This is a genomic window from Mesorhizobium subarcticum, assembly GCF_055456085.1.
Window position 1 is genome coordinate 2,738,916 of the sequence record NZ_CM144237.1, and the last position, 22,831, is coordinate 2,761,746.

At 63.4% G+C, this 22,831-nt stretch carries 15 protein-coding genes; 12 read left to right on the forward strand and 3 right to left on the reverse strand.

Annotation, left to right across the window (positions count from 1 at the left end; genetic code table 11):
- Positions 1-157 precede the first annotated feature (157 nt).
- Positions 158-2,482 carry a Tex family protein gene (locus tag ACZYHG_RS13380; protein ID WP_464614182.1) on the forward strand — a complete coding sequence of 775 codons (2,325 nt, stop codon included), beginning with the start codon at positions 158-160 and terminating at the stop codon, positions 2,480-2,482.
- On the opposite strand, the gene ACZYHG_RS13385 is transcribed toward ACZYHG_RS13380, so the two are convergent.
- Positions 2,483-3,394: a LysR family transcriptional regulator gene (locus tag ACZYHG_RS13385; protein ID WP_464614183.1), complete on the reverse strand. Its 912-nt coding sequence runs from the start codon at positions 3,392-3,394 to the stop codon at positions 2,483-2,485.
- A gap of 103 nt (positions 3,395-3,497) precedes the next feature.
- On the opposite strand from ACZYHG_RS13385, the gene ACZYHG_RS13390 reads away from it, so the two are divergent.
- The 10 genes from ACZYHG_RS13390 (at position 3,498) to amaB (ending at position 18,415) form a co-directional block, all read left to right on the forward strand.
- Positions 3,498-4,694: an acyl-CoA dehydrogenase gene (locus tag ACZYHG_RS13390; RefSeq protein ID WP_464614184.1), complete on the forward strand. Its 1,197-nt coding sequence runs from the start codon at positions 3,498-3,500 to the stop codon at positions 4,692-4,694.
- Positions 4,695-4,817: 123 nt separating this feature from the next.
- Positions 4,818-8,177 carry a transglutaminase family protein gene (locus tag ACZYHG_RS13395; protein WP_464614185.1) on the forward strand — a complete coding sequence of 1,120 codons (3,360 nt, stop codon included), beginning with the start codon at positions 4,818-4,820 and terminating at the stop codon, positions 8,175-8,177.
- 6 nt (positions 8,178-8,183) lie between these two features.
- Positions 8,184-10,589, forward strand: coding sequence for a circularly permuted type 2 ATP-grasp protein (locus ACZYHG_RS13400; protein ID WP_464614186.1), 2,406 nt, complete (start codon positions 8,184-8,186; stop codon positions 10,587-10,589).
- 72 nt (positions 10,590-10,661) lie between these two features.
- Entirely contained in the window at positions 10,662-11,546 is an 885-nt protein-coding gene (locus ACZYHG_RS13405) for a transglutaminase family protein (protein ID WP_464614677.1), read from the forward strand.
- A 149-nt stretch (positions 11,547-11,695) separates the two neighbouring features.
- Positions 11,696-12,634 carry a glycosyltransferase family 2 protein gene (locus tag ACZYHG_RS13410; protein ID WP_464614187.1) on the forward strand — a complete coding sequence of 313 codons (939 nt, stop codon included), beginning with the start codon at positions 11,696-11,698 and terminating at the stop codon, positions 12,632-12,634.
- Positions 12,631-13,509 carry a glycosyltransferase family 2 protein gene (locus ACZYHG_RS13415; protein WP_464614188.1) on the forward strand — a complete coding sequence of 293 codons (879 nt, stop codon included), beginning with the start codon at positions 12,631-12,633 and terminating at the stop codon, positions 13,507-13,509. Before ACZYHG_RS13410 ends, ACZYHG_RS13415 begins: the two co-directional genes overlap by 4 nt.
- Before the next feature lie 372 nt (positions 13,510-13,881).
- Positions 13,882-14,973 carry a DNA topoisomerase IB gene (locus ACZYHG_RS13420; RefSeq protein WP_464614189.1) on the forward strand — a complete coding sequence of 364 codons (1,092 nt, stop codon included), beginning with the start codon at positions 13,882-13,884 and terminating at the stop codon, positions 14,971-14,973.
- Positions 14,974-15,081: 108 nt separating this feature from the next.
- Positions 15,082-15,456, forward strand: coding sequence for a YciI family protein (locus tag ACZYHG_RS13425; RefSeq protein WP_027030781.1), 375 nt, complete (start codon positions 15,082-15,084; stop codon positions 15,454-15,456).
- Positions 15,453-16,727: an RNA polymerase sigma factor gene (locus tag ACZYHG_RS13430; RefSeq protein ID WP_464614190.1), complete on the forward strand. Its 1,275-nt coding sequence runs from the start codon at positions 15,453-15,455 to the stop codon at positions 16,725-16,727. The genes ACZYHG_RS13425 and ACZYHG_RS13430 overlap by 4 nt, the downstream gene beginning before the upstream one ends.
- Positions 16,728-16,900: 173 nt before the next feature.
- A complete protein-coding gene (gene amaB / locus ACZYHG_RS13435; protein ID WP_464614191.1) occupies positions 16,901-18,415 on the forward strand; it encodes an L-piperidine-6-carboxylate dehydrogenase in 1,515 nt (504 codons plus the stop codon).
- A gap of 395 nt (positions 18,416-18,810) precedes the next feature.
- Here amaB and ACZYHG_RS13440 read toward each other — a convergent pair whose 3' ends face one another.
- Positions 18,811-19,677, reverse strand: a complete 867-nt coding sequence (locus ACZYHG_RS13440) for a hypothetical protein (RefSeq protein ID WP_464614192.1) — start codon at positions 19,675-19,677, stop codon at positions 18,811-18,813.
- A gap of 137 nt (positions 19,678-19,814) precedes the next feature.
- A complete protein-coding gene (locus ACZYHG_RS13445; RefSeq protein ID WP_464614193.1) occupies positions 19,815-20,681 on the reverse strand; it encodes a hypothetical protein in 867 nt (288 codons plus the stop codon).
- Positions 20,682-21,040: 359 nt separating this feature from the next.
- On the opposite strand from ACZYHG_RS13445, the gene ACZYHG_RS13450 reads away from it, so the two are divergent.
- Positions 21,041-22,831, forward strand: coding sequence for a ShlB/FhaC/HecB family hemolysin secretion/activation protein (locus ACZYHG_RS13450; RefSeq protein WP_464614194.1), 1,791 nt, complete (start codon positions 21,041-21,043; stop codon positions 22,829-22,831).

The following is a 22,831-nucleotide window of genomic DNA, read 5'->3' on the forward strand; positions in this document are numbered from 1 at the left end:
TTTCCTGTGGACCCCTTCAGCCGTTGAAAACGCGGCGGTTGGCGGCGCAGTCATCAACGCCTATGGTCGCCGCTCTTTTCGATCAGAGTGGTTTGACGCAATTCCGGACGGAAAACCGTTTCACACTTTTCCTGGAATTGCTTGGAGCAGGAACGACATGGCATCCGACATCAAGCGCATCGCAGCGGTCATCGCGGCCGAGATCAAGGCACGGCCTGAACAGGCGGCCGCGGCGATCGAACTGCTCGACGAGGGCGCGACGGTGCCGTTCGTGGCGCGCTACCGCAAGGAAGTCACCGGCGGGCTTGATGACACGCAACTGCGCGACCTTGCCGAGCGGCTCGCCTATCTTCGCGAGCTCGACGCGCGCCGTGACACCATCCTTGGTTCCATTCGCGAGCAGGGCAAGCTGACCACCGAGCTCGAGACCAAGATCGTCGCCGCCGCCACGAAGGCGGAACTCGAAGACATCTATCTGCCGTACAAACCGAAGCGCCGGACCAAGGCCGAGATTGCCAGGGAGCGTGGGCTGGGGCCGCTGGCGGAGGCCATTCTTGCCAACCGCTCGCTGGTGCCCGCTGAACTGGCTCTCGCCTATGTCACCGAAGAGGTGGCCGATACCAAGGCGGCACTCGACGGCGCGCGCGACATCCTGTCGGAACAGTTCGCCGAGAATGCCGATTTGGTCGGTAAATTGCGCACCTATATGAAGGACCGCGCCTTCATGCGTGCCCGGGTGGTCGACGGCAAGCAGGAGGCCGGCGCGAAATTCTCGGACTATTTCGATCATGTCGAGCGCTGGGCCAATGTGCCGAGCCATCGTGCGCTGGCCATGCTGCGCGGCCGCAACGAAGAGGTCCTGTCGCTCGACATCGAGGTCGATGCCGACGACACGTCGCCGGTGAAGCCGGTCGAGCGGATGATCGCCAATGCCTATGCCATTGGCGGCAGCCTGCCGGGCGACCGCTGGCTGATGGACGTCGCCGGCTGGACCTGGCGCATCAAGCTCTCCCTACACCTGACGCTCGATCTGATGCGCGACCTGCGTGAGCGGGCCGAGGAAGAGGCGATCCACGTCTTTGCCCGCAACCTCAAGGATTTGCTGCTGGCGGCCCCTGCGGGTTCGCGTGCCACAATGGGCCTCGACCCCGGCATCCGCACCGGCGTCAAGGTGGCGGTGGTCAATGGCACCGGCAAAGTGCTGACGACGACGACGGTCTATCCGTTTCCGCCAAAGAACGATGTGCGCGGCACGCAGGCGGAACTCGCCAAGCTCATCCGCCTGCACAAGGTCGAGTTGATCTCGATCGGCAACGGCACCGGCAGTCGCGAGACGGAGAAGCTGGTTGCCGACATGCTGTCCGACATGCCTTCCGATGGCGGGCCGAAGCCACTGAAGGTGATCGTCAGTGAAGCCGGCGCCTCGGTCTATTCGGCATCGGCGACGGCGGCGGCGGAGTTTCCGGGCCTCGACGTATCTTTGCGCGGCGCGGTGTCGATCGCGCGGCGCTTGCAGGATCCGCTGGCCGAACTGGTCAAGATCGAGCCGAAATCGATCGGCGTCGGCCAGTACCAGCACGATGTCGACCAGTACCGGCTCGGCCGCTCGCTTGAAGCGGTGGTCGAGGATGCGGTCAACGCTGTTGGCGTCGACCTCAACACCGCCTCGGCGCCGTTGCTGGCACGGGTTTCAGGCCTTGGCGCATCGCTGGCCGACGCCATTGTCGCGCACCGAGATGCGACCGGCCCCTTCGCCAGCCGCAAGGATTTGCTCAAGGTGCCACGGCTCGGGCCGCGCGCGTTCGAACAATCCGCCGGCTTCCTGCGCATCGCCAATGGCAGCGAGCCGCTCGATGCCTCGTCGGTGCATCCGGAAGCCTATGGCGTGGCCAAGAAGATCGTTGCCGCCTGCGGCCGCGATGTGCGCTCGCTGATGGGTGACAGCGCCGCGCTCAAGGCCCTCGACCCGCGCGTCTTCGTCGACGAACGCTTTGGGTTGCCGACGGTGCGCGACATTCTTGCCGAGTTGGAAAAGCCCGGCCGCGACCCGCGCCCCGGCTTCAAGACGGCGACCTTTGCCGACGGCGTTGACGACATCAAGGATCTGAAACCCGGCATGCTGCTGGAAGGCACGGTCACCAATGTCGCCGCCTTCGGCGCTTTCGTCGACATTGGCGTCCATCAGGATGGGCTGGTGCATGTCTCGCAACTGGCCGACCGTTTCATCAAGGATGCCCATGAGGTGGTCAAGGCCGGCGAGGTGGTCAAGGTGCGCGTCGTCGACGTCGACATCAAGCGCAAGCGTATTGCCCTTACCATGCGCAAGGACGGCGGTGAGGGCGGTGCATCCAAAGGCGGGCCGCGCGACAATGGTGGCGGCAGGCCGCCGCCGCGCTCGCCGGCGCCACAACGCCAGCCGGAGCGGCCGGCACAGCAAGGCGCGTTTGGTGCCGCCTTGGCGGATGCGCTGAAGCGGAAGTAGCTACCAAGCCAGGACAGCCGGCTCCTTCTCAATCTGGCCCAGCAGCCAGTCGCGAAAACTGGCGACGGGCGGATGGCCGCGCTTGTCGCGCGGAACGACGAGATAATAGGCGCTGCGGCTTTGCATGGGTTGGCCGGGCGCGGGAACGAGCTGGTCGCGCTGCAATTCGCCCGCGATGAGGAGCAGTGGCAGGAGCGCCACGCCGAGGCCGGCCATGCAGGCCTGGGCGGCGGTGCCGAACTGTTCGAACTGCATGCCGGGCCCGGTCGGTGCGCTCAGGCCCTGATGTTCGAACCATTCGGTCCAGGCGCCGGGCCGCGTTGCCATATGCAGCAGCGGCAGGCGGCCAATATCGGCCGGCGTGGCGATGGCACGGCCGGCGAGGAATTCGGGTGAGACCACCGGCGCCACCGTTTCACGCACCAGAAGTGTGGAGTCCGCTTCCGGCCAGTCCGGCAGGCCGTAGTGGATGGCAGCATCCAGCCGCTCCCTGGCGAAGTCGAAGCGGCCGACGCGGGTGACGAAGTTGATGGTGATGTCGGGATTGTTTTCGACAAAATCGGGGATCAGCGGCATCAGCCAGCGCGTGCCGAAGGTTGGCAACATAGCGAGGTTCAGGATACCACTATGCCGATTGCTCATCAATCCCAAGGCTGCATCGCGCAACTGGCCAAGCGCTGAACGCACCGCTTCCGCATAGATTTCGCCTGCTGTCGACAGCCGGACATTGCGGCTGTCGCGCTCGAACAGACGGCGCCCGAACTGATCCTCCAACAGCCTGATCTGCCGGCTGACGGCGCCCTGGGTCAGATCAAGTTCCTGGGCGGCGGCGGTGAAACTGCCAAGACGGGCCACCGCCTCGAAGGCGGCGAGGGCGCTGATGTTGGGCAAGAGGCGGCGCTGGACACTCATGATCCATTCCTAACGCTCATTGATCGGTGAAGCAATTTCGTTTGATTTTTTAAGGCCACGGGCCGATAAGCCGGGCTTCACCCGTTTCAAGGACTGAGAAGCCATGGCCGCCGACAAGAATGCATTCGTCTGGGAAGATCCGTTCCTGATCGAGGACCAGCTTTCGGAAGAAGAGCGCATGGTGCGTGACGGTGCGGCGGCCTTTGCGGCCGACAAGCTCGCGCCACGCATTGAAGACGCCTATCTCAATGAGACTTTCGACACTGCGATCTTCCGCGAGATGGGCGATGCCGGCCTGCTCGGCATCAACATACCGGAAGAATTCGGTGGGCTTGGTGCCAACTACGTCACCTACGGGCTGGTGGCGCGGGAAGTCGAACGCGTCGACTCCGGCTATCGCTCGATGATGTCGGTGCAGTCGTCGCTGGTGATGTATCCGATCTACGCCTACGGCTCGGACGAGCAGCGCAAGAAATATCTGCCCAAGCTCGCCAGCGGCGAGTGGATCGGCTGCTTTGGCCTGACCGAACCGGATGCCGGCTCCGACCCCGGCGGCATGAAGACGCGCGCCGAGAAGACCGCCAATGGCTACAAGATTTCCGGCTCCAAGATGTGGATTTCCAACGCGCCGGTCGCCGACGTGTTCGTCGTCTGGGCGAAGTTGAAGGGCGAGAACGGCAAGGACGAGATCCGTGGTTTCGTGCTGGAAAAGGGCATGAAGGGGCTGTCGGCGCCGAAGATCGGCGGCAAGCTGTCGCTGCGGGCGTCGATCACCGGCGAGGTGGTGATGGAAGGCGTCGAGGTTAGCGAAGACGCGCTGCTGCCCAACGCCAAGGGCCTTGGCGGCCCGTTCGGCTGCCTCAACCGGGCCCGTTATGGCATCTCCTGGGGTTCGATGGGTGCGGCGGAAGATTGCTGGCACCGCGCCCGCCAGTATGGCCTCGACCGCAAGCAGTTCGGCAAACCGCTGGCCGGCACGCAGCTTTACCAGAAGAAACTCGCCGACATGCAGACCGAGATCGCGCTGGGATTGCAGGCGTCGTTGCGCGTCGGGCGCCTGCTCGATGAAGGCAAGATGGCGCCGGAAATGATCTCGATCGTCAAGCGCAACAATTGCGGCAAGGCGCTCGACATCGCCCGCCAGGCGCGCGACATGCATGGCGGCAACGGCATCCAGATCGGCTACCACGTCATGCGCCACGCGCAGAACCTGGAAACCGTCAACACCTATGAGGGCACGCATGACGTGCACGCGCTGATCCTGGGAAGGGCGCAGACGGGCATTCAGGCGTTTTTCTAAAGCTGTGCTCAACCGGTGATGGCTGCTTAAATTAGGTGCACCGCAACATCTCTGCTTGGAGAATGGCCAGCAGATGTGTCAGGGTTCAGCGACTTCGTTTTAAACGCTGAACTCCGGGGCCCCATGGCAATTCTGGCAGCCGTCTACCACCTGACCCACTACAAATACGACCGGCCGGTGGTTCTCGGGCCCCAAATCATCCGGCTGCAGCCGGCGCCGCATTCGCGCACCAAGGTGCTCAGCCATTCGCTCAAGGTCGAGCCGGCGAACCACTTCGTCAATTTGCAGCAGGACCCCTACGGCAATTTTCTCGCCCGTTTCGTCTTCCCGGAGCCGGTGAGCGAGCTGAAGATCGAGGTCGATCTCGTCGCCGACATGACGGTCTACAATCCGTTCGACTTCTTCGTCGAGCCGTCGGCCGAGGCGTTCCCGTTCGACTACCCGGAAGAGATACGCGACGATCTCGCCATCTACCGTACGCCTGAGCCGGCGGGTCCGCTGCTCCAGGCCTTCCTCAGGACTGTCGACCGCAGCGCCACCAACACCGTCAATTTCCTCGTCGATCTCAATGCCAGGCTGCAGCGCGAGATCGCCTATATCGTGCGCATGGAGACCGGCGTGTTCTCGCCAGAGGAAACGCTGGCCGCCGGCAAGGGCTCGTGCCGGGATTCGAGCTGGCTGCTGGTGCAGATCCTGCGCAATCTCGGCATTGCCGCGCGCTTCGTCTCCGGCTACCTGATCCAGCTCAAGCCCGACCTTGTCGCGCTTGACGGGCCAGCCGGGACATCAGTCGATTTCACCGATCTGCACGCCTGGTGTGAGGTCTATCTTCCCGGCGCCGGCTGGATCGGTTTCGATCCGACTTCCGGCCTGCTGACCGGCGAAAGCCACGTGCCGCTGGCGGCGACTCCCCATTTCCGCAACGCAGCCCCGATTTCCGGCATGGCGAGCTTTGCCAATGTCGAATTCGGCTTCGAGATGCGCGTCGACCGTATCGCTGAGCATCCGCGCATCACCAAGCCATTCTCCGATGAAAGCTGGCAGGCGCTCGATGCGCTGGGCAACAAGGTCGACGCTGCGCTCACGGCCGGCGACGTGCGGCTGACGATGGGTGGTGAGCCAACCTTCGTGTCGATCGACGATTTCGAATCGGCCGAGTGGAACACCGCCGCCGTCGGACCGACCAAGCGCGAAAAGGCCGATGCGCTGATCCGCAAACTGCGCGAACGCTTCGCGCCGGGCGGCTTTCTCCATTACGGCCAGGGCAAATGGTATCCGGGCGAGAGCCTACCGCGCTGGACCTTCTCGCTTTACTGGCGCGCCGATGGCCAGCCGGTGTGGAGCGACCCGTCGTTGATCGCGCGGGAAAAGAGCTCGGCTGATATCGGCCCGAAACAGGCCGAAAGCCTGCTTACCGCGATCGCCGGCGAGCTTGGCATCGAAAAGACCATGGTCAGCGAAGCCTATGAGGATCCGGCCGAATGGCTGCTGAAGGAAGGCAAGCTGCCGGAGAATGTCGACCCATCCAACTCCAAGCTGGAAGACCCGGAAGAACGCAGCCGCATGGCGAAAGTGTTCGAGCGCGGGCTGACCAAGCCTTCGGGCTATGTGCTGCCGGTGCAGCGCTGGAACAGCCAGGCGTCGGGGCCACGCTGGCGCTCGGAAAAATGGAAGACGCGGCGTGGCCGGCTGTTCCTGGTGCCGGGCGATTCACCGGTCGGCTACCGCTTGCCGCTCGGCACGCTGCCTTATGTGCCGCCGGCGCAATTCCCCTACATCGTGCCGGTCGATCCATCGCTGCCGCGCGGGGCTCTGCCCGCGCGTGAAGCTATTCTCCCAGCAGCGGCGCCGGCCGAACTCGAAGGCGCCGACGAAATGGCGCGGCGCCAGCAGGCGGCGTCTTTCACCGCAGCAACCGGCCAGCAAGACCGGGTCGAACAGGAGATCACCGAGATCGGCGGCGCGGTGCGCACGGCACTCTCGGTCGAGCCACGCGACGGGCGGCTCTGCGTGTTCATGCCGCCGGTCGAGGCGCTGGAGGATTATCTCGAACTGGTCGCCGCCGCCGAGAACGCGGCCAAGGCGATTGGCCTTCCCGTGCATATCGAGGGCTATGGCCCGCCACATGATCCGCGCCTTAACGTCATCCGTGTCGCGCCCGATCCCGGTGTCATCGAGGTCAACATTCATCCGGCTTCCAACTGGCAGGATTGCGTGGCGACCACGACGGCGATCTATGAGGAAGCGCGGCAAACCCGGCTTGGCGCCGACAAGTTCATGATCGACGGCCGTCATACCGGCACTGGCGGCGGCAACCATGTCGTCGTCGGTGGCGCGACACCCAATGACAGCCCGTTCCTGCGCAGGCCCGACCTGTTGAAGAGCCTGGTGCTGCAATGGCAGCGGCGTCCGTCCTTGTCCTATCTGTTCTCCGGCCTGTTCATAGGTCCGACCAGCCAGGCGCCGCGCTTTGATGAAGCGCGTCACGATTCGCTCTATGAGCTCGAAATCGCGATGGCGCAGGTGCCGCATCCGGACCATGGCGCGGCACCCCCGCCATGGCTGGTTGACCGGCTTTTCCGCAATCTTTTGACCGACGTCACCGGCAATACGCACCGTTCGGAAATCTGCATCGACAAGCTGTTTTCGCCGGATGGTCCTACCGGTCGTCTGGGGCTGGTCGAGTTCCGCGGCTTCGAGATGCCGCCCAACGCGCGCATGAGCCTTGCGCAGCAATTGCTTGTCAGGGCGATCATTGCCCGTGCGTGGAAAAACCCGCTCGATGGTCGCTTCGTGCGCTGGGGCACCTCGTTGCATGATCGTTTCATGCTGCCGCACTATGTCTGGGCTGACTTCCTCGATGTGCTCGACGAGCTCAAGCTGAATGGCTTCGAATTCCGACCGGAATGGTTCGACGCGCAGCTCGAATTCCGCTTTCCGTTCTGCGGCGAGGTCCAGCATGCCGGCATCAAGCTGGAACTGCGGCAGGCGCTGGAGCCTTGGCATGTGATGGGCGAGCAGGGCGCGATCGGTGGCACGGTTCGCTTCGTCGATTCCTCGGTCGAACGGTTGCAGGTCAGGACCGAAGGCCTCAACCCGGAGCGCCACGCCATCGTCTGCAACGGCCGCATCGTGCCGATGAAGGTGACCGACAACCGGGAAGTCGCGGTGGCGGGTGTGCGCTTCAAGGCCTGGCAGCCAGCTTCGGGCCTGCACCCGGCGCTGCCGGTCAACACACCGCTGGTGTTCGACATCCACGACCGCTGGTCGGGCCGGGCGGTTGGCGGCTGTGTCTACCATGTCGCCCATCCCGGCGGCCGCAGTTATGACACCTTCCCGGTCAACGGCAATGAGGCGGAAGCGCGACGGCTTGCGCGCTTCGAGCCGCGCGGCCATACGCCGTCAAGCTATGTGCTGCGCGAGGAACAACCCACGGAAGATTTCCCGATGACCCTTGACCTTCGGCGTCCACCCAGACTGTGATCGAACATGGCAAAGGGGAATCACAAGAGGGTACGCGGCAAGCCGCAGATCCGCAGTTTGCTGGAGCACTACCAGCCGATTGACGGCGTCGTCGACGAGATGGTCGATGCGTTGGGCAATCCGCGTCCGGTCTGGAAGCGTTTCATCGAGGCGCTCGACGATCTCGGCGCTGAAAAGCTCGGCCAGCGCTTTGCCCGCGCCGACCAGTATCTGCGTGATGCCGGCGTCTACTACCGTGTCTATGACAAGGCCGGCGCCAATGAGCGCGAATGGCCGCTGGCGCATGTACCCCTGCTCATCGAAGACGCCGAATGGGCTGCGATCAGTGCCGGGCTCGTCCAGCGGGCCGAGCTGTTCGAGGAAACCGTCGCCGACATCTATGGGCGCAACCGGCTGATCGAAAAAGGCATCCTGCCGGCGGGGCTGATCGCCGCCAGCCCTGAATATTTGCGGCCTGTCGTGGGTGCCACGCCGGCCGGTGGCCACTACCTGCATTTCTGTGCCTTCGAACTTGGCCGCGGGCCAGACGGCCAGTGGTGGGTGCTGGGTGACCGCACGCAAGCACCGTCGGGCGCCGGTTTTGCTTTGGAGAACCGCGTCGCCACCACGCGCGCTCTGTCCGACATCTATGGCGAGATGCATGTGCACCGGCTTGCCGGCTTCTTCCGCCGTTTTCGCGATGCGCTGATCGGCATGGCCACCGACGGCCGGGTCGCCATACTGACGCCGGGGCCGCTCAACGAGACCTATTACGAACACGCCTACATCGCCCGCTATCTCGGCATCATGCTGCTCGAAGGCGAGGATTTGACTGTTTCCGGCGGCAGGCTGATGGTGCGCACCGTCTCCGGCCTGATGCCGATCAGCGTTTTGTGGCGGCGGCTCGATGCCGCTTTCGCGGACCCGCTTGAACTGCGCTCGGATTCGCAGATCGGCACGCCGGGCCTGGTCGAGGCGATCCGCCAGGGTGCGGTCGCTACCGTCAATGCGTTGGGCTCGGGTCTGATGGAAACGCGGGCGCTGCTCGCCTTCCTGCCCAAAATCGCGCGCGAATTGCGCGGCGAAGAGTTGCTGCTGCCAAGCGTCGCGACGTGGTGGTGCGGGCAGGAGGCCGAACGAGCCCATGTGCTTGCCAATATCGACCGCATGGTGATCGGGCCGGCGCTGTCGACGCGGCTTGCCTTCGAGGATGATGGCCAGACCACGCTCGGCTCGGCGTTGTCGGCCGGGGAGCGGGCCGAGCTGGTGGCGCGCATCGAACGCGACGGCGGTGCCTTTGTCGGCCAGGAAGCGGTGACGCTGTCGACGACACCGGTCTTTGTCGGCGGCTGGCTGGAGCCACGGCCGGCAAGCCTGCGCGTCTATCTGGCGCGGACCCCGGAGGGCTGGACGGTCATGCCGGGCGGGTTTGCCCGCGTTGGCCTGTCGCTCGACCCAACCGCGATCGCCATGCAGCGCGGCGGCCAGGCGGCCGATGTCTGGGTGGTCAGCGATCGGCCGGTGGAGCGCGAAACGCTGCTGCCACAGGAGGGCGACAGTTTCAGCCGCACAAGGCCGGGCAGCCTGCCCAGCCGCGCAGCGGAGAACCTGACCTGGCTTGGCCGTTATATCGAACGCTCGGAAGACACGGTGCGCATCCTGCGCGCCTATCATGTGCGGCTGGCCGAGACCTCTGACCCGGACATGCCGCTGCTGGCCGACATCAGGGACTATCTCGAACCGTTCAGCATCGACGTCGAGACGGCGATCCCGTCTGGACTGATCGGCACGTTGGACAGCGCGGTCTACAGCGCCGGGCAGATCCGCGACCGTTTCTCACCCGATGGCTGGCTGGCGCTCAAGGACCTGTCGAAGACCATCCATCAGTTCGCCACGACAGTGGCGCCCGGCGACGATGCGACACGGGCCATGACCGTGATCCTGCGCAAGCTGGCCGGCTTCTCCGGCCTGCTGCACGAGAACATGTACCGCTTCGCCGGCTGGCGGTTCCTCGAAATCGGCCGGCGGCTGGAGCGCGGCATCCAGATTGCCCGCACGCTGTCCCGGCTGACCCGCGCCAAGGCGCCGGACGGGGCGCTCGACATGATGCTGGAGATCGGCGACAGCGTGATGACCCATCGCCGGCAATATCCGGTGCAGACCGGCCGGCGCACGGTGATCGATCTCCTGGCGCTCGACCCGCTCAACCCGCGCTCCATCCTGTTCCAGCTCGAACGACTGAAGGCCGAGATCGGCCTGTTGCCATCGGTTGGCGGCGAGGGGCACATGTCGCCGGCGGCGAAGGAGATCCTGCAGCTCAACACAGCCATCGCCATCAAGGAGCCTTCCGACATGACGGCAAAGGCGCTGGACGATCTCGCCTATGAGATCGGCGGCCTCTACAATAGCCTCGCAAAGGCCTATTTCGGCTAAGCAGGTTCGGCACGGTTTTGCGACCAGAACCTTTGCCAAGAAGAACCTGTGCCAGGACAAGAAAAGCAGAACATGCTCTACGACATCAGGCTTCATCTTCATTACGACTACGCGGCCGCTGCCGGCGGTAGCCGCCATCAGATCCGTGTGCTGCCATCGACGATATCAGGGGTGCAGCGTGTTATCGCCGCCTCACTCTCCTTTTCGCCTGCGCCCAATGAACGTTCTGATTTCTCAGACTTTTTCGGCAACAACGTCACCTCGATCGCTTTTCGCGACGCACATGATGCGCTCGACATAAGGATGAGCGCACGCATATCCGTGTCACGGCCTGAGCCAGGGCTCGACGTGTCGCCCGATATCGGCCGGCTCAGGCAGGAACTGGCCGCGACGCGATCCCTGGGGTCGGCCTCGCCGCATCATTTTCTGGCCGCCAGCGGCCATGTGAGCATCGATGCGGCGATCACCGCCTATGCGCGAGACAGCGTCGGCAACTCGGCCATCGGCACGGCGATGAATTTCTGCAACCGCATCCATCGCGATTTCACCTATGACGGCGAGGCGACCACGGTGCGGACCCGGGCCAGCGATGCCTTCAAATTGAAGCGGGGTGTCTGTCAGGATTTTTCGCACATCATGATCGCCGGCCTGCGCGGCCTCGGCATTCCGGCCGGCTATGTCAGCGGCTTCCTGCGCACCATTCCACCGAAGGGCAAACCCCGGCTGGAGGGCGCCGATGCCATGCATGCCTGGGTCAAGGTATGGTGCGGACGCGATGCCGGCTGGCAGGAGTTCGACCCGACCAATGGCATGCGGGCCAGCAACGATCACATCACCGTCGGCTATGGCCGCGACTATTCCGATGTCGCGCCGATCGTCGGCGTGCTGAAAACCACCGGCGGACAGGTTGGCGAGCAGGCTGTCGACGTCATTCCGGTCGCGCTCGAAAAAGCGTAAAAGCGGACGGGTCCGCACCAGGTGCCCCTTGGGTACAATTCAGCGCCAACAAAGTTGACTTCTCAAATGGTGAAGTGGCAGCTACCTTAGGTTGGTTTCGAGGGGACCAATAGTTGCAGTATTGATGCGCGCGGGCGCGGGGTTTGGTATTGAAAGCGGTCAGCGTCGTCATTCCGGCCCATAATGCGGCGAAAACCATCGCTACAACGCTGGCGTCGCTCGCCAGCGAGGCCGGGGTTATCGGCGAGATACTTCTCGTCGATGATGCATCGTCAGACGGTACGGCTGCCGTGGCGATGCAGGCCGCCGCGAAATTGTCCCTGCCGCTGCGCGTGCTGCCGGCCAATTGTCGCGATGCCGGGGGCGCGCGCAACGTTGCACTGGCGCAGGTGCTGCATCCCTGGGTGTACCTGATCGACGCCGACGATTTGCATCTTGAGAGCGGCTTGCGGGCGCTGCTCCAGCAGGCCGAACGCCAGCCAAAGGCCGACATGATCGTTGGCGCTTACCGGCGTCGGGTGAATGGCCAGGACCGGCAGATCAAGGTGCCGAACGGATATCAGACCGGCTGTCTGGCAAACGCCGCGGCCTATGTGAAAGGTGATATCAGGTCGGTCGCGGTTGGCAGTGTGCTTGCATCGCGGCACCTGATCGGCCAAACGCGGTTTCCTGTCAGGCTGGCCTATGATGAGGACACGTTGTTTTGGGCGCGGCTGATGAGCACGGCGTCGCTGGCCATGATCCAGCAGCCTGTGATGGTTTATGAGGTCTCGCCGATGCGCTCCGACGATCGTTTTACGATCAAGCCGGTGAAGCGCTTCTTGGATTGGCGCCGCGAGCTGCACACGCTCACCGATTGCAACGTCCCTGTCTCGGCGCTGAAGACCAGGGAGGGGCTGGTCGCCCTCAAGATCGCCCGCGTCCACTATGCGCGCGGTGACCTGGACATGGCGGCAAGATTCCTGGCGGTGGCCGTGGCCGCGCCGAAGCGACGGTCGGATGCTTGGCGCTGTGTGCGCTACAAGGTGAAGATCGGGTCCCGACGCTGGTTTTCGCGGTCAGGAATTCACTTGCAAAGTGCTTTATGACAGCCGAGCCAGAATTGGCGGTTGTTGTAATCGGGTGTCGAGCCCCGGCAAGTATCGTCGGTTCAGTCAAATCTCTTATCGATCAGGGCATGCCCCTCGAGATCCTTGTAGTCAACTCTGGTGGAGGGGATGCGAAGTCGCTCCTGCACGATGCCGGCATCGAAGTGCCGGTGATTGAAATCGCAAAGCGGGTATTCGTTGGGACCGCGCGCAATGTCGGGATTGTTGCCACGCAGGCGCCCTTCGTTGCATTCCTTGCCGACGATTGCCTGGCTTGCCCGGGTTGGGCGGCGGCACGGCTTCGCCGGCACCTTGCGGGGACTGCCACGGTTTCGAGCGCGATTTCTAACAGCCATCCTCGCAATCCCTATGCCTGCGCCGCATATCTCGCGCTGTTCGCGCGCCGTCTTCCAGGCCTTCCCGCGGAACTGGCGCTGCGCTACGGCGTCTCCTTCGACCGGCGGTTGTTCGAGGAATACGGCCTGTTCGACGAATCGATGCGGGTTGCCGAGGACACCGAATTTCTCGCACGGCTGCCCCCGGAGCTTGAGCCGGCCTGGGAACCGGAGATAAGAACGATCCATCGCAACGAAACGCGATTGCGTGGTTTGCTCTTCGACCAGTACAAGCGTGGCTATCGCAGTGGCGCCTGTTACATCGGGACGACCGGGGCCAAGCCCTTTCGACTTGCCCGCAACAATTTCAGGGATCGGCGGCAGATTCGAAAGCTGGCGAGGATCGGGCTGTCTGGGTCGGAGTTGAGCTTCGCCATGCGTTCGATGCCGATTGTCATGTTGGCTTTGTTTGCGAAGTCTCTTGGCATCTATTTGGGCGCTCGCGATCGCTTGAAAAATGACCTGAAAAAGACACGATGATTAACTGCCATATCAAGCCGAGGCGGTGGCGGCGCGACAGGTTTTTCTGGACGCGCACAAGAACGCTAGCGGCGTTCAGCTACCGCTACGATGCGCATTGAGCCCAGGCGACGCTCAGGCCGACAAGCCTCTACCGGTATTTCGATCCCGAACATGAGATGCAGGACATTGGATACGACTATTTGACAGACGAGAGGCATGCTCCCCTTGGAGACAATCGCGCCTGGTCTCGACTATCGCCACCGCATATCGATGATGGCGGGATGTGGATGGCGATATAACGGCCGAGTCCCAAGGATAGCTTTTTCGGCCCCGCCCCGGAACCAGCAGCCCCTCCGTTGCTTATCTTCCGATAAATCCGGTGGAGTACACATGCTGGACAAATCAGAGCCGCACGTTGGTCGATCGACCGGGCAGGAAAACACCATACAGGGGCGGGCGCAGATTTCGGCCAAGGACGCCGCGCTGACCTATGTCAGCGATGCCGAGCCCGGCATACGCCGGCTGAAGGCAAGCAAGGGATTTTCCTACAGGAAGCCGGACGGACAACCGGTCTCGGCTGACGTCAAGGCGCGTATCGACGCCATCGTCATCCCGCCGGCATGGACGGATGTCTGGATCTCGCCCGACGCGGATGGCCACATCCAGGCGACCGGAAGGGATCAACGCGGGCGCAAGCAGTATCGCTATCATCCGCAATGGGCAGAACAACGCGACGGCGTCAAATATTCAAGCCTCGTCGCTTTCGCCGAAAACCTGGCCGAGCTGCGGCACACGATCGACAGCGATTTGCGCCGTCACGGCCTGCCGTTCGAGCGGGTTGTCGCCGCGGTCGTCTGGCTGCTGGACAACACGATGATCCGTGTCGGCAATGCGGCCTACGCCAGGGACAACAAGAGTTTTGGCCTGACGACCCTGCGCGACCGCCATGTCGACATCAAGGGATCGAGCCTGCGCTTTGCCTTCAAGGGCAAGTCAGGCAAGGAATGGAAACTGAAGCTGGTCGATCGCCGCATCGCCGGGATCGTGCGGGGCGCGCAGGACCTGCCGGGGCAGAAACTGTTCCAGTATCTCGACGAGGACGGCAACAGACGGCCGGTCAGTTCCGACGACGTCAACCGTTACATCCGCGAGGCGGTTGGTGACAAGTTCAGTTCGAAGCATTTCCGCACCTGGGGCGGCACCATCCATGCCGCGTCGCTGTTTGCACAGACGGAACTGCCGGAAAGCCAGCCACAGCAGAAGCGGGTGATGAACAGCGTCATCGACAAGGTGGCCGAGCGGCTCGGCAACACGCGCGCCGTCTGCCGCAAATGCTACATCCATCCGCAGGTTTTCGAGGCCTGGTCTGAAGGAAGGTTGCTTGCCGAAATGGCGGACGCCAACAAACGAAAGCGCTCGATAGACGGCCTCGACGAAGAAGAGGCGCTGGTGCTGCGGTGGCTGGAAACGCACGAAAGCTGACTCGCGGCGACTGCCGACTGTCAAATCCACAGCGGTCGGATTTTTTTATCGACTGCGTGTCGGGATCGGTCCTACTGTTTCGTCCTTTGGAACAGAAAAGGATCTGACATGCTCTACGCCATCCTCTGCTATGCCTCCGAAGACGTCGTCAGCTCGTGGAGCAAGGCGCAGGACGACGAAGTCATGGCCAATCTCCTCAATGTCCAGGACAAGTACGCCAAAGCCGGTCGGCTTGGCCCCGTGGCGCGGCTTTTGCCGACCACGGCGGCGACGACGCTTAGGAAGGTCAAGGGCGAATCGGTGGTCATCGATGGTCCGTTCGCCGAAACCAAGGAGCAGTTCCTCGGCTTCTACACGCTCGAATGTGCGGATCTCGACGAGGCCGTCGAATTTGCCCGTGAGCTCTCCGAGGTCAACCCGAGCGGCGGATCCTATGAGATCCGGCCGGTCTCGATCTTTAATCCCACCAAGGTAGCGGTATGACCGAACTTGCCTGGATCAGCTCGGCGATCAGCGTCGCCCGCCCGCAAGCGATGGGTGCGCTGCTGCGCTATTTCCGCAATCTCGATACAGCGGAGGAAGCTTTCCAGGACGCGTGCCTGAGGGCGCTGAAGAACTGGCCGCAGAACGGGCCGCCGCGCGATCCGGCGGCCTGGTTGATCTTTGTCGGCCGCAACAGCGGCATCGACGCCGTGCGCAAGCGCGCCAAGCAGGCGCCGATGCCGGAAGAGGACCAGATCTCCGATCTGGAAGATGCCGAGAGCGACATCGCCGAACGGCTGGATGGCGCGCATTACCGCGACGACATCTTGCGGCTTTTGTTCATCTGCTGCCATCCCGATCTGCCGGCAACGCAGCAGATCGCGGTGGCGCTGCGCATCGTCTCCGGCCTCACCGTCAAGCAGATCGCGCGTGCCTTCCTGGTCGGTGAGAGCGCCATGGAACAGCGCATCACCCGCGCCAAGGCGCGCATTGCCGACGCCGGCGTGCCATTCGAGACGCCGGGCGCTGTCGAGCGCTCGGAGCGGCTCGCGGCGGTTGCGGCCATGGTCTACCTGATCTTCAACGAAGGCTATTCGACCAACAGCGGCGAGGCGCCGGCCCGCGCGCCGCTGTGCGAAGAGGCGATCCGGCTTGCCCGCCTGCTGCTGCGGCTGTTCCAGACCGAACCGGAAATCATGGGGCTGACGGCGTTGCTTTTGCTGCAGCACGCGCGCGCCCCGGCGCGTTTCGACGAAGACGGCGAGATCGTGCTGCTCGAGGACCAGGACCGCGGCCTGTGGAGCCGCAAGATGATCGACGAGGGACTGGCACTGGTCGACAAGGCCTTGCGTCATCGCAAGCCCGGCCCCTACCAGGTGCAGGCGGCGATTGCCGCGCTGCATGCCCGGGCCGACAAGGCCGAGGATACCGACTGGGTGGAGATCGACCTGCTCTACCGCTTGCTCGAGCAGATGCAGCCGTCGCCGGTCATCACGCTCAACCGGGCGGTTGCGGTCTCCAAGGTGCGCGGACCGGCAGAGGCGCTCGCCATGATCGAGCCGTTGGAAGAAAGGCTTTCCGGCTATTTCCACTTCTTCGGCCTCAAGGGCGGACTGCTGATGCAGCTCGACCGGGGCGAGGAGGCGCGGGTCGCCTTTGACCGCGCCATCGCGCTGGCCAATACGGCGGCCGAGGCAGCTCATATCCGCATGCATATCGACCGGCTGATGAAGGACGGTGCCGTACGCGCGCCGGCGAAAAAGGCGAACTGAGAGTCTTCTGGCTCAATCGTGTAACTTGGCCTTGGACCATGCCGGGGTGGCGATTTTCCCCTGAAACGAGTAATGCCACGCCATGACTGCGCCTGAAGTGCCGTTCGGCACGCGGGAAGCATGGCGCCAGGCTTTGACCCGACGCCATATGATCGGATCTGAAAGGGACAAGAATGACCATAGCGAAGGAAACGGCCGAGCTGCTGGCGAAACTGGGCGTGGCCAAGGACGCGCTTGTCGGCGGCGACCTCATCGTGCACAGCCCGGTGACGGGAGAGCAGATCGCGGCACTGAAGACGATCTCGCCCGCCGATGCGGCCAAGACCATCGATGCCGCGCACAAGGCGTTCCAGGCCTGGCGAATGGTGCCGGGTCCCCGGCGCGGCGAACTGGTGCGCCTGCTCGGCGAGGAGTTGCGCGCGCACAAGACCGAGCTTGGCCGGCTGGTTTCGATCGAAGTCGGCAAGATCCCGTCCGAAGGGCTTGGCGAAGTGCAGGAGATGATCGACATCTGCGACTTCGCCGTCGGTCTTTCCAGGCAATTGTACGGCTTGACTATTGCGACCGAGCGTCCGGGCCATCGCATGATGGAAACCTGGCATCCGCTTGGCGTGGTCGGCGTTATTTCCGCCTTCAATTTTCCCGTAGCGGTGTGGTCGTGGAATGCGGCGCTGGCGCTGGTCTGCGGCGACGCCGTGGTGTGGAAGCCGTCGGAAAAGACGCCGCTGACGGCACTCGCCTGCGAGGCGATTTTTGCCCGCGCAGTGAAGCGTTTCGGTGCCGACGCGCCCCAGGGCCTGGCGCCGATGCTGATCGGTGACCGTGCCGTCGGCGAGATCCTGGTCGACCATCCCAAGGTGCCGCTGGTCTCGGCCACCGGCTCGACCCGCATGGGCAGGGATGTCGGGCCGCGCCTGGCCAAGCGCTTTGCCCGCGCCGTGCTGGAACTCGGCGGCAACAATGCCGGCATCGTCTGCCCGACCGCCGATCTCGACATGGCTTTGCGCGCGATTGCCTTTGGAGCGATGGGCACGGCCGGCCAGCGCTGCACGACGCTGCGGCGCCTGTTTGTGCATGACAGCGTCTATGACGCCTTGGTTCCACGTCTCAAGAAGGCTTACGAAAGCGTCTCGGTCGGCAATCCGCTGGAAACGTCTTCGCTGGTCGGGCCGCTGATCGACAAGGCAGCCTATGACGCCATGCAGAAGGCATTGAAGGAGGCCACCGCCCATGGCGGCAAGGTGACCGGCGGCACGCGGGTCGAGAACGGCCATCCCGATGCGTACTACGTGCATCCGGCGCTGGTCGAGATGCCGAAGCAGGTGGCTCCTGTCACCGAAGAGACTTTTGCACCGATCCTCTATGTCATGAAATATTCCGACTTCGACGCCGTGCTCGACGAGCACAATGCGGTGGGGGCCGGCCTGTCGTCTTCGATCTTCACCCGCGATTTGCAGGAATCCGAGCGTTTCCTTGGCGTCGACGGTTCGGACTGCGGCATCGCCAACGTCAACATAGGCACATCCGGAGCCGAGATCGGCGGTGCCTTCGGCGGCGAAAAGGAAACCGGCGGTGGCCGCGAGAGCGGCTCCGATGCGTGGAAGGCCTATATGCGGCGCGCCACCAACACGGTGAATTATTCGAAGGCGCTGCCGCTTGCCCAGGGCGTCTCATTCGACATCGATTGAGAACGCCGGCGCCCGCTTCTCGCAGGTGCGAGTGCTACTGGCGATCAGTCTATGTACATGACGGGCCACAGACGGCCGTGACGCTGGACAGCTTCTGACGCTTGTCCAGCGTCGGCTTTTCGTACCGTCTTCATGTCGGTCCTCTCCCTGTGCGTGGTCATGCCAGCGGCTGGCCCATAGGCAGTCGCCGGCGCTTCGGCGATCAATTCACGCAGGTCGACGGCGTGCACAACGCGGTGACGCTGGACAGTCTTTCGCGCTTGTCCAGGGTCGGCTTTTCGTAGCGTTTTTTCATGCAGGTCCCTCTTCAATCGTAATGCCGCGCATGGCGATAACTGAAGTGCTAGCGGCCATCGCGCATTCGTGCATCCCCCACACGGGGGATGCCGCACCGGTCAGTGTTCTGTCGTCGAAGCAAACGCTTCGGCGAAGGCAGCATCGATGATGGCCAGCTTCACCGCCTGTGCGGTCATGTATTCCCCGTAGAAATCGCGTGACACCCACATCACCGAATTGCCTCGTTGGCCGAGCCAACCGATGCTGCCGAGGTCTTCGGCATCGCGCAGCTTGCGCGCCAGATGGGTTCGAGACAGTTTGAGCCATTTGGCGAAATCACCGATCGACACGATACCCGTCGGGATTCGCTCGAGACCGGCATGATCCGGATCGACGCCCGCTATCAGCCAATCCATGACGACGCCGCCATTGTTGAGCCAGGTGAACAGGGAAAACGTCTGCTTGGGCTCACGCACCGGATTGGACGAGAGCAAACCATCGGCAATCCCAGGCTGCACCATGGCCAGCGCGTCCGGCCGTGCCAGGAACAGAGCGAGGCGGTTCGCACCGTCGAGACTGTCCAGCGTATGCAGATGTGCCATCATCCAGCGGGTAACCGGCTCCAGCGAGGCCACCGACGGCTGCAGAGGTCGGATGCGGCCGTCCTGTGTCGCGGGCGCATATTCGATGAAACCGTAGTGCAGCATTTCCTTGATGAAGGCGTCGGCGGTGTTGCGGCTGGCCACATCATTCTGGCGGATGACGTCGATGAAACGTGCCGCCGTCAATTCCTTGCGATAGTCGTCGGGCTCGCGCCTGAAATACAAAGCGAGACCGATATGCGCCATCAGCCAGCGCTGCTGCGTGGCGAACACCGAGGAAAGCCGCGGGTTCGTCTCATAGGTCTGGTTCATCGCCTGCGCCTGGACGCGAACACAGCGATGCAGGGCCGGATGACCGGCAATTTCCTCCAACGTCAGCGCCATTCTCCCCCGCTGCGATAAGCCCCCTTGCCGCGAAGACGCAAAAACACATTTTCAGCCTTCGCTGCCTGTGTCCAGACGCTGGCCGCGAATAGTGGTTGAATGTGTACAGCGGGCGCAAATTGCGGGAGCGGCGCTCCTCAGCCGCCGCCTGGCGAAGGCGGAAAACAGGCTTCGAAGGCGCCGTCGACGACGGCCAGCTTGGCGGCCTGGACGGTCATGTATTCCTCATAGAACCTGTGCGACACCCACATCACCGAATGGCCGCGCTGGCCAAGCCAGCCAATGCTGCCGAGTTCTTCGGCGGTGCGCAGTTTGCGGCCGAGGTGGGTCCGCGACAGCTTGAGCCATTTGGCGAAGTCGCCGATCGAAACCACGCTGGTCGGAATCCGCTCCAGGCCGGCATGGTCGGGATCGATGCCCGACATCAGCCAGTCCATGACGATGCCGCCATTGTTGAGCCAGATGAACAGCGAAAAGGTCTGGTTGGGTTCGCGCACCGGCTTTGAGGCAAGCAGGCCGTCGGCCACCAGGGGCTGCAGCGTGGCCAGCATGTCGGGCCGGTCCAGGTATCTGGCCAGCCGGTCGCCGCCATCGATATGGTCGAGCGTGCGCAGATGGGCAACCACCCAGCCGGTAAATCTCTCAATGGTGGCCGCCGTTGGCTGCAGGGGATGCGTGCGACCATCCCCGCCCGCGACATACTCGGCGATGTTGTAGTGCAGCATCTCCTTGATAAAGGCGTCCGCTGTGTTGCGGCTGGCGACCGCGTTCTTGTGCACGACCTCGATGAAACGCGATACCGTCAATTCCTTGCGGCGGTCGTTCGGGTCGCGCCTGAAGTGCATGGCAAGGCCGACGTGAGCCATAAGCCAGCGCTGCTGCGTGGCAAAAATGGAAGCCAGACGCGGGCTCTCCTCATAGATCCGGATCAACGCCAGCGACTGCTCCTGAACGAAGCGATGCAACGCCGGATGGCCGGCAATATCTTCCAAATTCAGCGCCATCCTCCTGCTCATCCGAGTCAACTCTGACAGCGGGGTCTCGTTCCCCATTTTTCAGCCTTCAACACCTGTGTCCAGAGGTACCAAATGCCGAGGACAGGACCGGTCAAAGTGCGACAGGTTGGCGGCGCAACTTGCTAACTGATTGCTATAGCTTGGAAAACCCCTCCCAATAATAGTCAGCCGAACCGCCGCCCGTTGAATTGACCTTCATAAGGGCCAGGCATAGTTTCCGCCTCATCCGACCGGCGGGGGCACGCCTTTCGGACAAGAGTGCAGACCAACCGTGGTTTTGACGAGCGATATGACATCGCGCGGCGGCGAAGCTTTGCCGCGTTCTACTTCGAAATGCGAGTGACTGAGTGAACTATCGAAAGAAGATCGCGATTGGCAAAAGTGCCGACTGCCCGCCTGTTTTCGGCGGGTCGTCGGCACGTCGAACATGGCTGGCCGTGTTGGCCGCCTCGGCATGCCTGTCGGTTCAGTCGGGCGCATTCGCCCAGACCGCCAGCCAGATCACGCCGCCAAGCTTCCGGCCGCCGTCGCAAGCCAACACAGCAGGTGTCTCCATCCCCGAAGGTTCGGGCCTCGAGGCCCCGGCGGGCGCCGAAAAGCTCAAGGTCAAGCTCGGGGATGCTAGTGTCGAAGGTGGCCTGCCCGAGATGGCCGAGGCGACGCGCAAGGTTGTTGCAGGCCTTGCCCATCGCACGGTGACGGCGGCGGAGATCTTTGCCGCGGCGCGGGCGCTGGAGACCGCATATGGCCGGGCGGGTTACGCGCTGGTGCGGGTCGTACTGCCGGCGCAGAAGCTCAACGATGGCGCACGGCTCAGGCTCGTCGTCATCGATGGTTATCTGGAACGGATCGACACCAGCAACCTGCCCGCGCGCATACGCGGACGGGTCGAGGCAACGCTTTCGCCGCTTGTCGGGCAAAAAAGCATCAAGCTGTCGGCGATCGAGCGCAAACTGCTTTTGGCTGGCGACATACCAGGCGCCAGGCTGCGTTCGACCTTGCAGGCCGGGACGGCGAAGGGCGCCAGCGTGCTGGTCATCGACGGAAAATACCGTCCGATAGGTGGCCAGGTGACTGTGGACAACTCGCTGTCGCCGTCGCTGCAGCGCTGGTCGACAGGTGTCGGCGTCGACTTCAACTCGCTGCTTGGCCTCGGTGAACTCATCTATGTGCGCGCTGGGGGCTATCCCAATGGTGGCGAAAATGGCGTTTTCACCGACGGTCCACGTAACCGCAACTATGCCGCCGGCATCGTCCTGCCGATCGGCTATGACGGGCTGACGCTCAATCTGGAGGCCACCCGCACGCGGGCCAACCCGACCGCAGAGCCCGGCACGCTCGGCTTTGGCAGTGAATTCGAGCGTTATTCAGCCAGGCTTCGCTATCCCTGGACCCGCAGCCGCGAACTGACCATCAGCAGCGAACTCTCTTTCGACGCGCAGAACGATTTTCTCAATGCGGTGACGCCAATCTCGCTGCCGATCGCCGAGGATCGGCTCAGGATCATCAGGTTCGGCACGGACGCCACCTGGTTCACGCCGCTCGGCGGGGTCTTCACCGGCAATGTCGTGGCCTCGTTCGGCATTGACGGGCTCGGTGCGCGCTCCGCCGCCGACACCACGCCGCTGCTGCCGCTGTCGCGCCAAGGGGCGGACGCCGACTTCCAGAAGCTGGAGGTCGAGGCCAGCTACAGCCAGCCGCTGGCCACCCATCTCGGTCTCGATCTCTATGCCCGCGCGCAGACCTCGTTCGGCAAGCCGCTGCTGCAATCGGAGCAGATCGGACTGGTCGGCGCCAACGGCCTGTCGAGCTTCGACGCCGGCGCGCTACAAGGTGATTCCGGCTATGTGGTGCGCGGCGAGGTGTCCTCGCCATGGTACGTGCCGTTCACCGGCGGCATCGTTTCGCTGTCGCCCTATGTCTTCGGCGCCGTTGGCCAGGTCCATCTCGAAATGCCGACCGCGCTTGAGACAGCGGATATCGTTGGCGCGTCATACGGGCTTGGCCTGAAAGTCGGCACCGCCCTTGCGGGTGACGCAACCAATGCCAGCCTGACGCTGGAATGGGGCCGCCAGCATCGCGATGAACATGTCCCGATCAGCGACCGCTTTTCGCTCGCCGGCGCTATCCAGTTCTAA

Bases quoted from the DNA above. Each gene is read 5' to 3' on its own strand.
- ACZYHG_RS13445 (WP_464614193.1), bottom strand. From the start codon at position 20,681: ATGGCGCTGAATTTGGAAGATATTGCCGGCCATCCGGCGTTGCATCGC.
- amaB (WP_464614191.1), top strand. From the start codon at position 16,901: ATGACCATAGCGAAGGAAACGGCCGAGCTGCTGGCGAAACTGGGCGTG.
- ACZYHG_RS13405 (WP_464614677.1), top strand. From the start codon at position 10,662: ATGCTCTACGACATCAGGCTTCATCTTCATTACGACTACGCGGCCGCT.
- ACZYHG_RS13425 (WP_027030781.1), top strand. From the start codon at position 15,082: ATGCTCTACGCCATCCTCTGCTATGCCTCCGAAGACGTCGTCAGCTCG.
- ACZYHG_RS13390 (WP_464614184.1), top strand. From the start codon at position 3,498: ATGGCCGCCGACAAGAATGCATTCGTCTGGGAAGATCCGTTCCTGATC.
- ACZYHG_RS13415 (WP_464614188.1), top strand. From the start codon at position 12,631: ATGACAGCCGAGCCAGAATTGGCGGTTGTTGTAATCGGGTGTCGAGCC.
- ACZYHG_RS13440 (WP_464614192.1), bottom strand. From the start codon at position 19,677: ATGGCGCTGACGTTGGAGGAAATTGCCGGTCATCCGGCCCTGCATCGC.
- ACZYHG_RS13385 (WP_464614183.1), bottom strand. From the start codon at position 3,394: ATGAGTGTCCAGCGCCGCCTCTTGCCCAACATCAGCGCCCTCGCCGCC.
- ACZYHG_RS13380 (WP_464614182.1), top strand. From the start codon at position 158: ATGGCATCCGACATCAAGCGCATCGCAGCGGTCATCGCGGCCGAGATC.
- ACZYHG_RS13395 (WP_464614185.1), top strand. From the start codon at position 4,818: ATGGCAATTCTGGCAGCCGTCTACCACCTGACCCACTACAAATACGAC.
- ACZYHG_RS13400 (WP_464614186.1), top strand. From the start codon at position 8,184: ATGGCAAAGGGGAATCACAAGAGGGTACGCGGCAAGCCGCAGATCCGC.
- ACZYHG_RS13430 (WP_464614190.1), top strand. From the start codon at position 15,453: ATGACCGAACTTGCCTGGATCAGCTCGGCGATCAGCGTCGCCCGCCCG.
- ACZYHG_RS13420 (WP_464614189.1), top strand. From the start codon at position 13,882: ATGCTGGACAAATCAGAGCCGCACGTTGGTCGATCGACCGGGCAGGAA.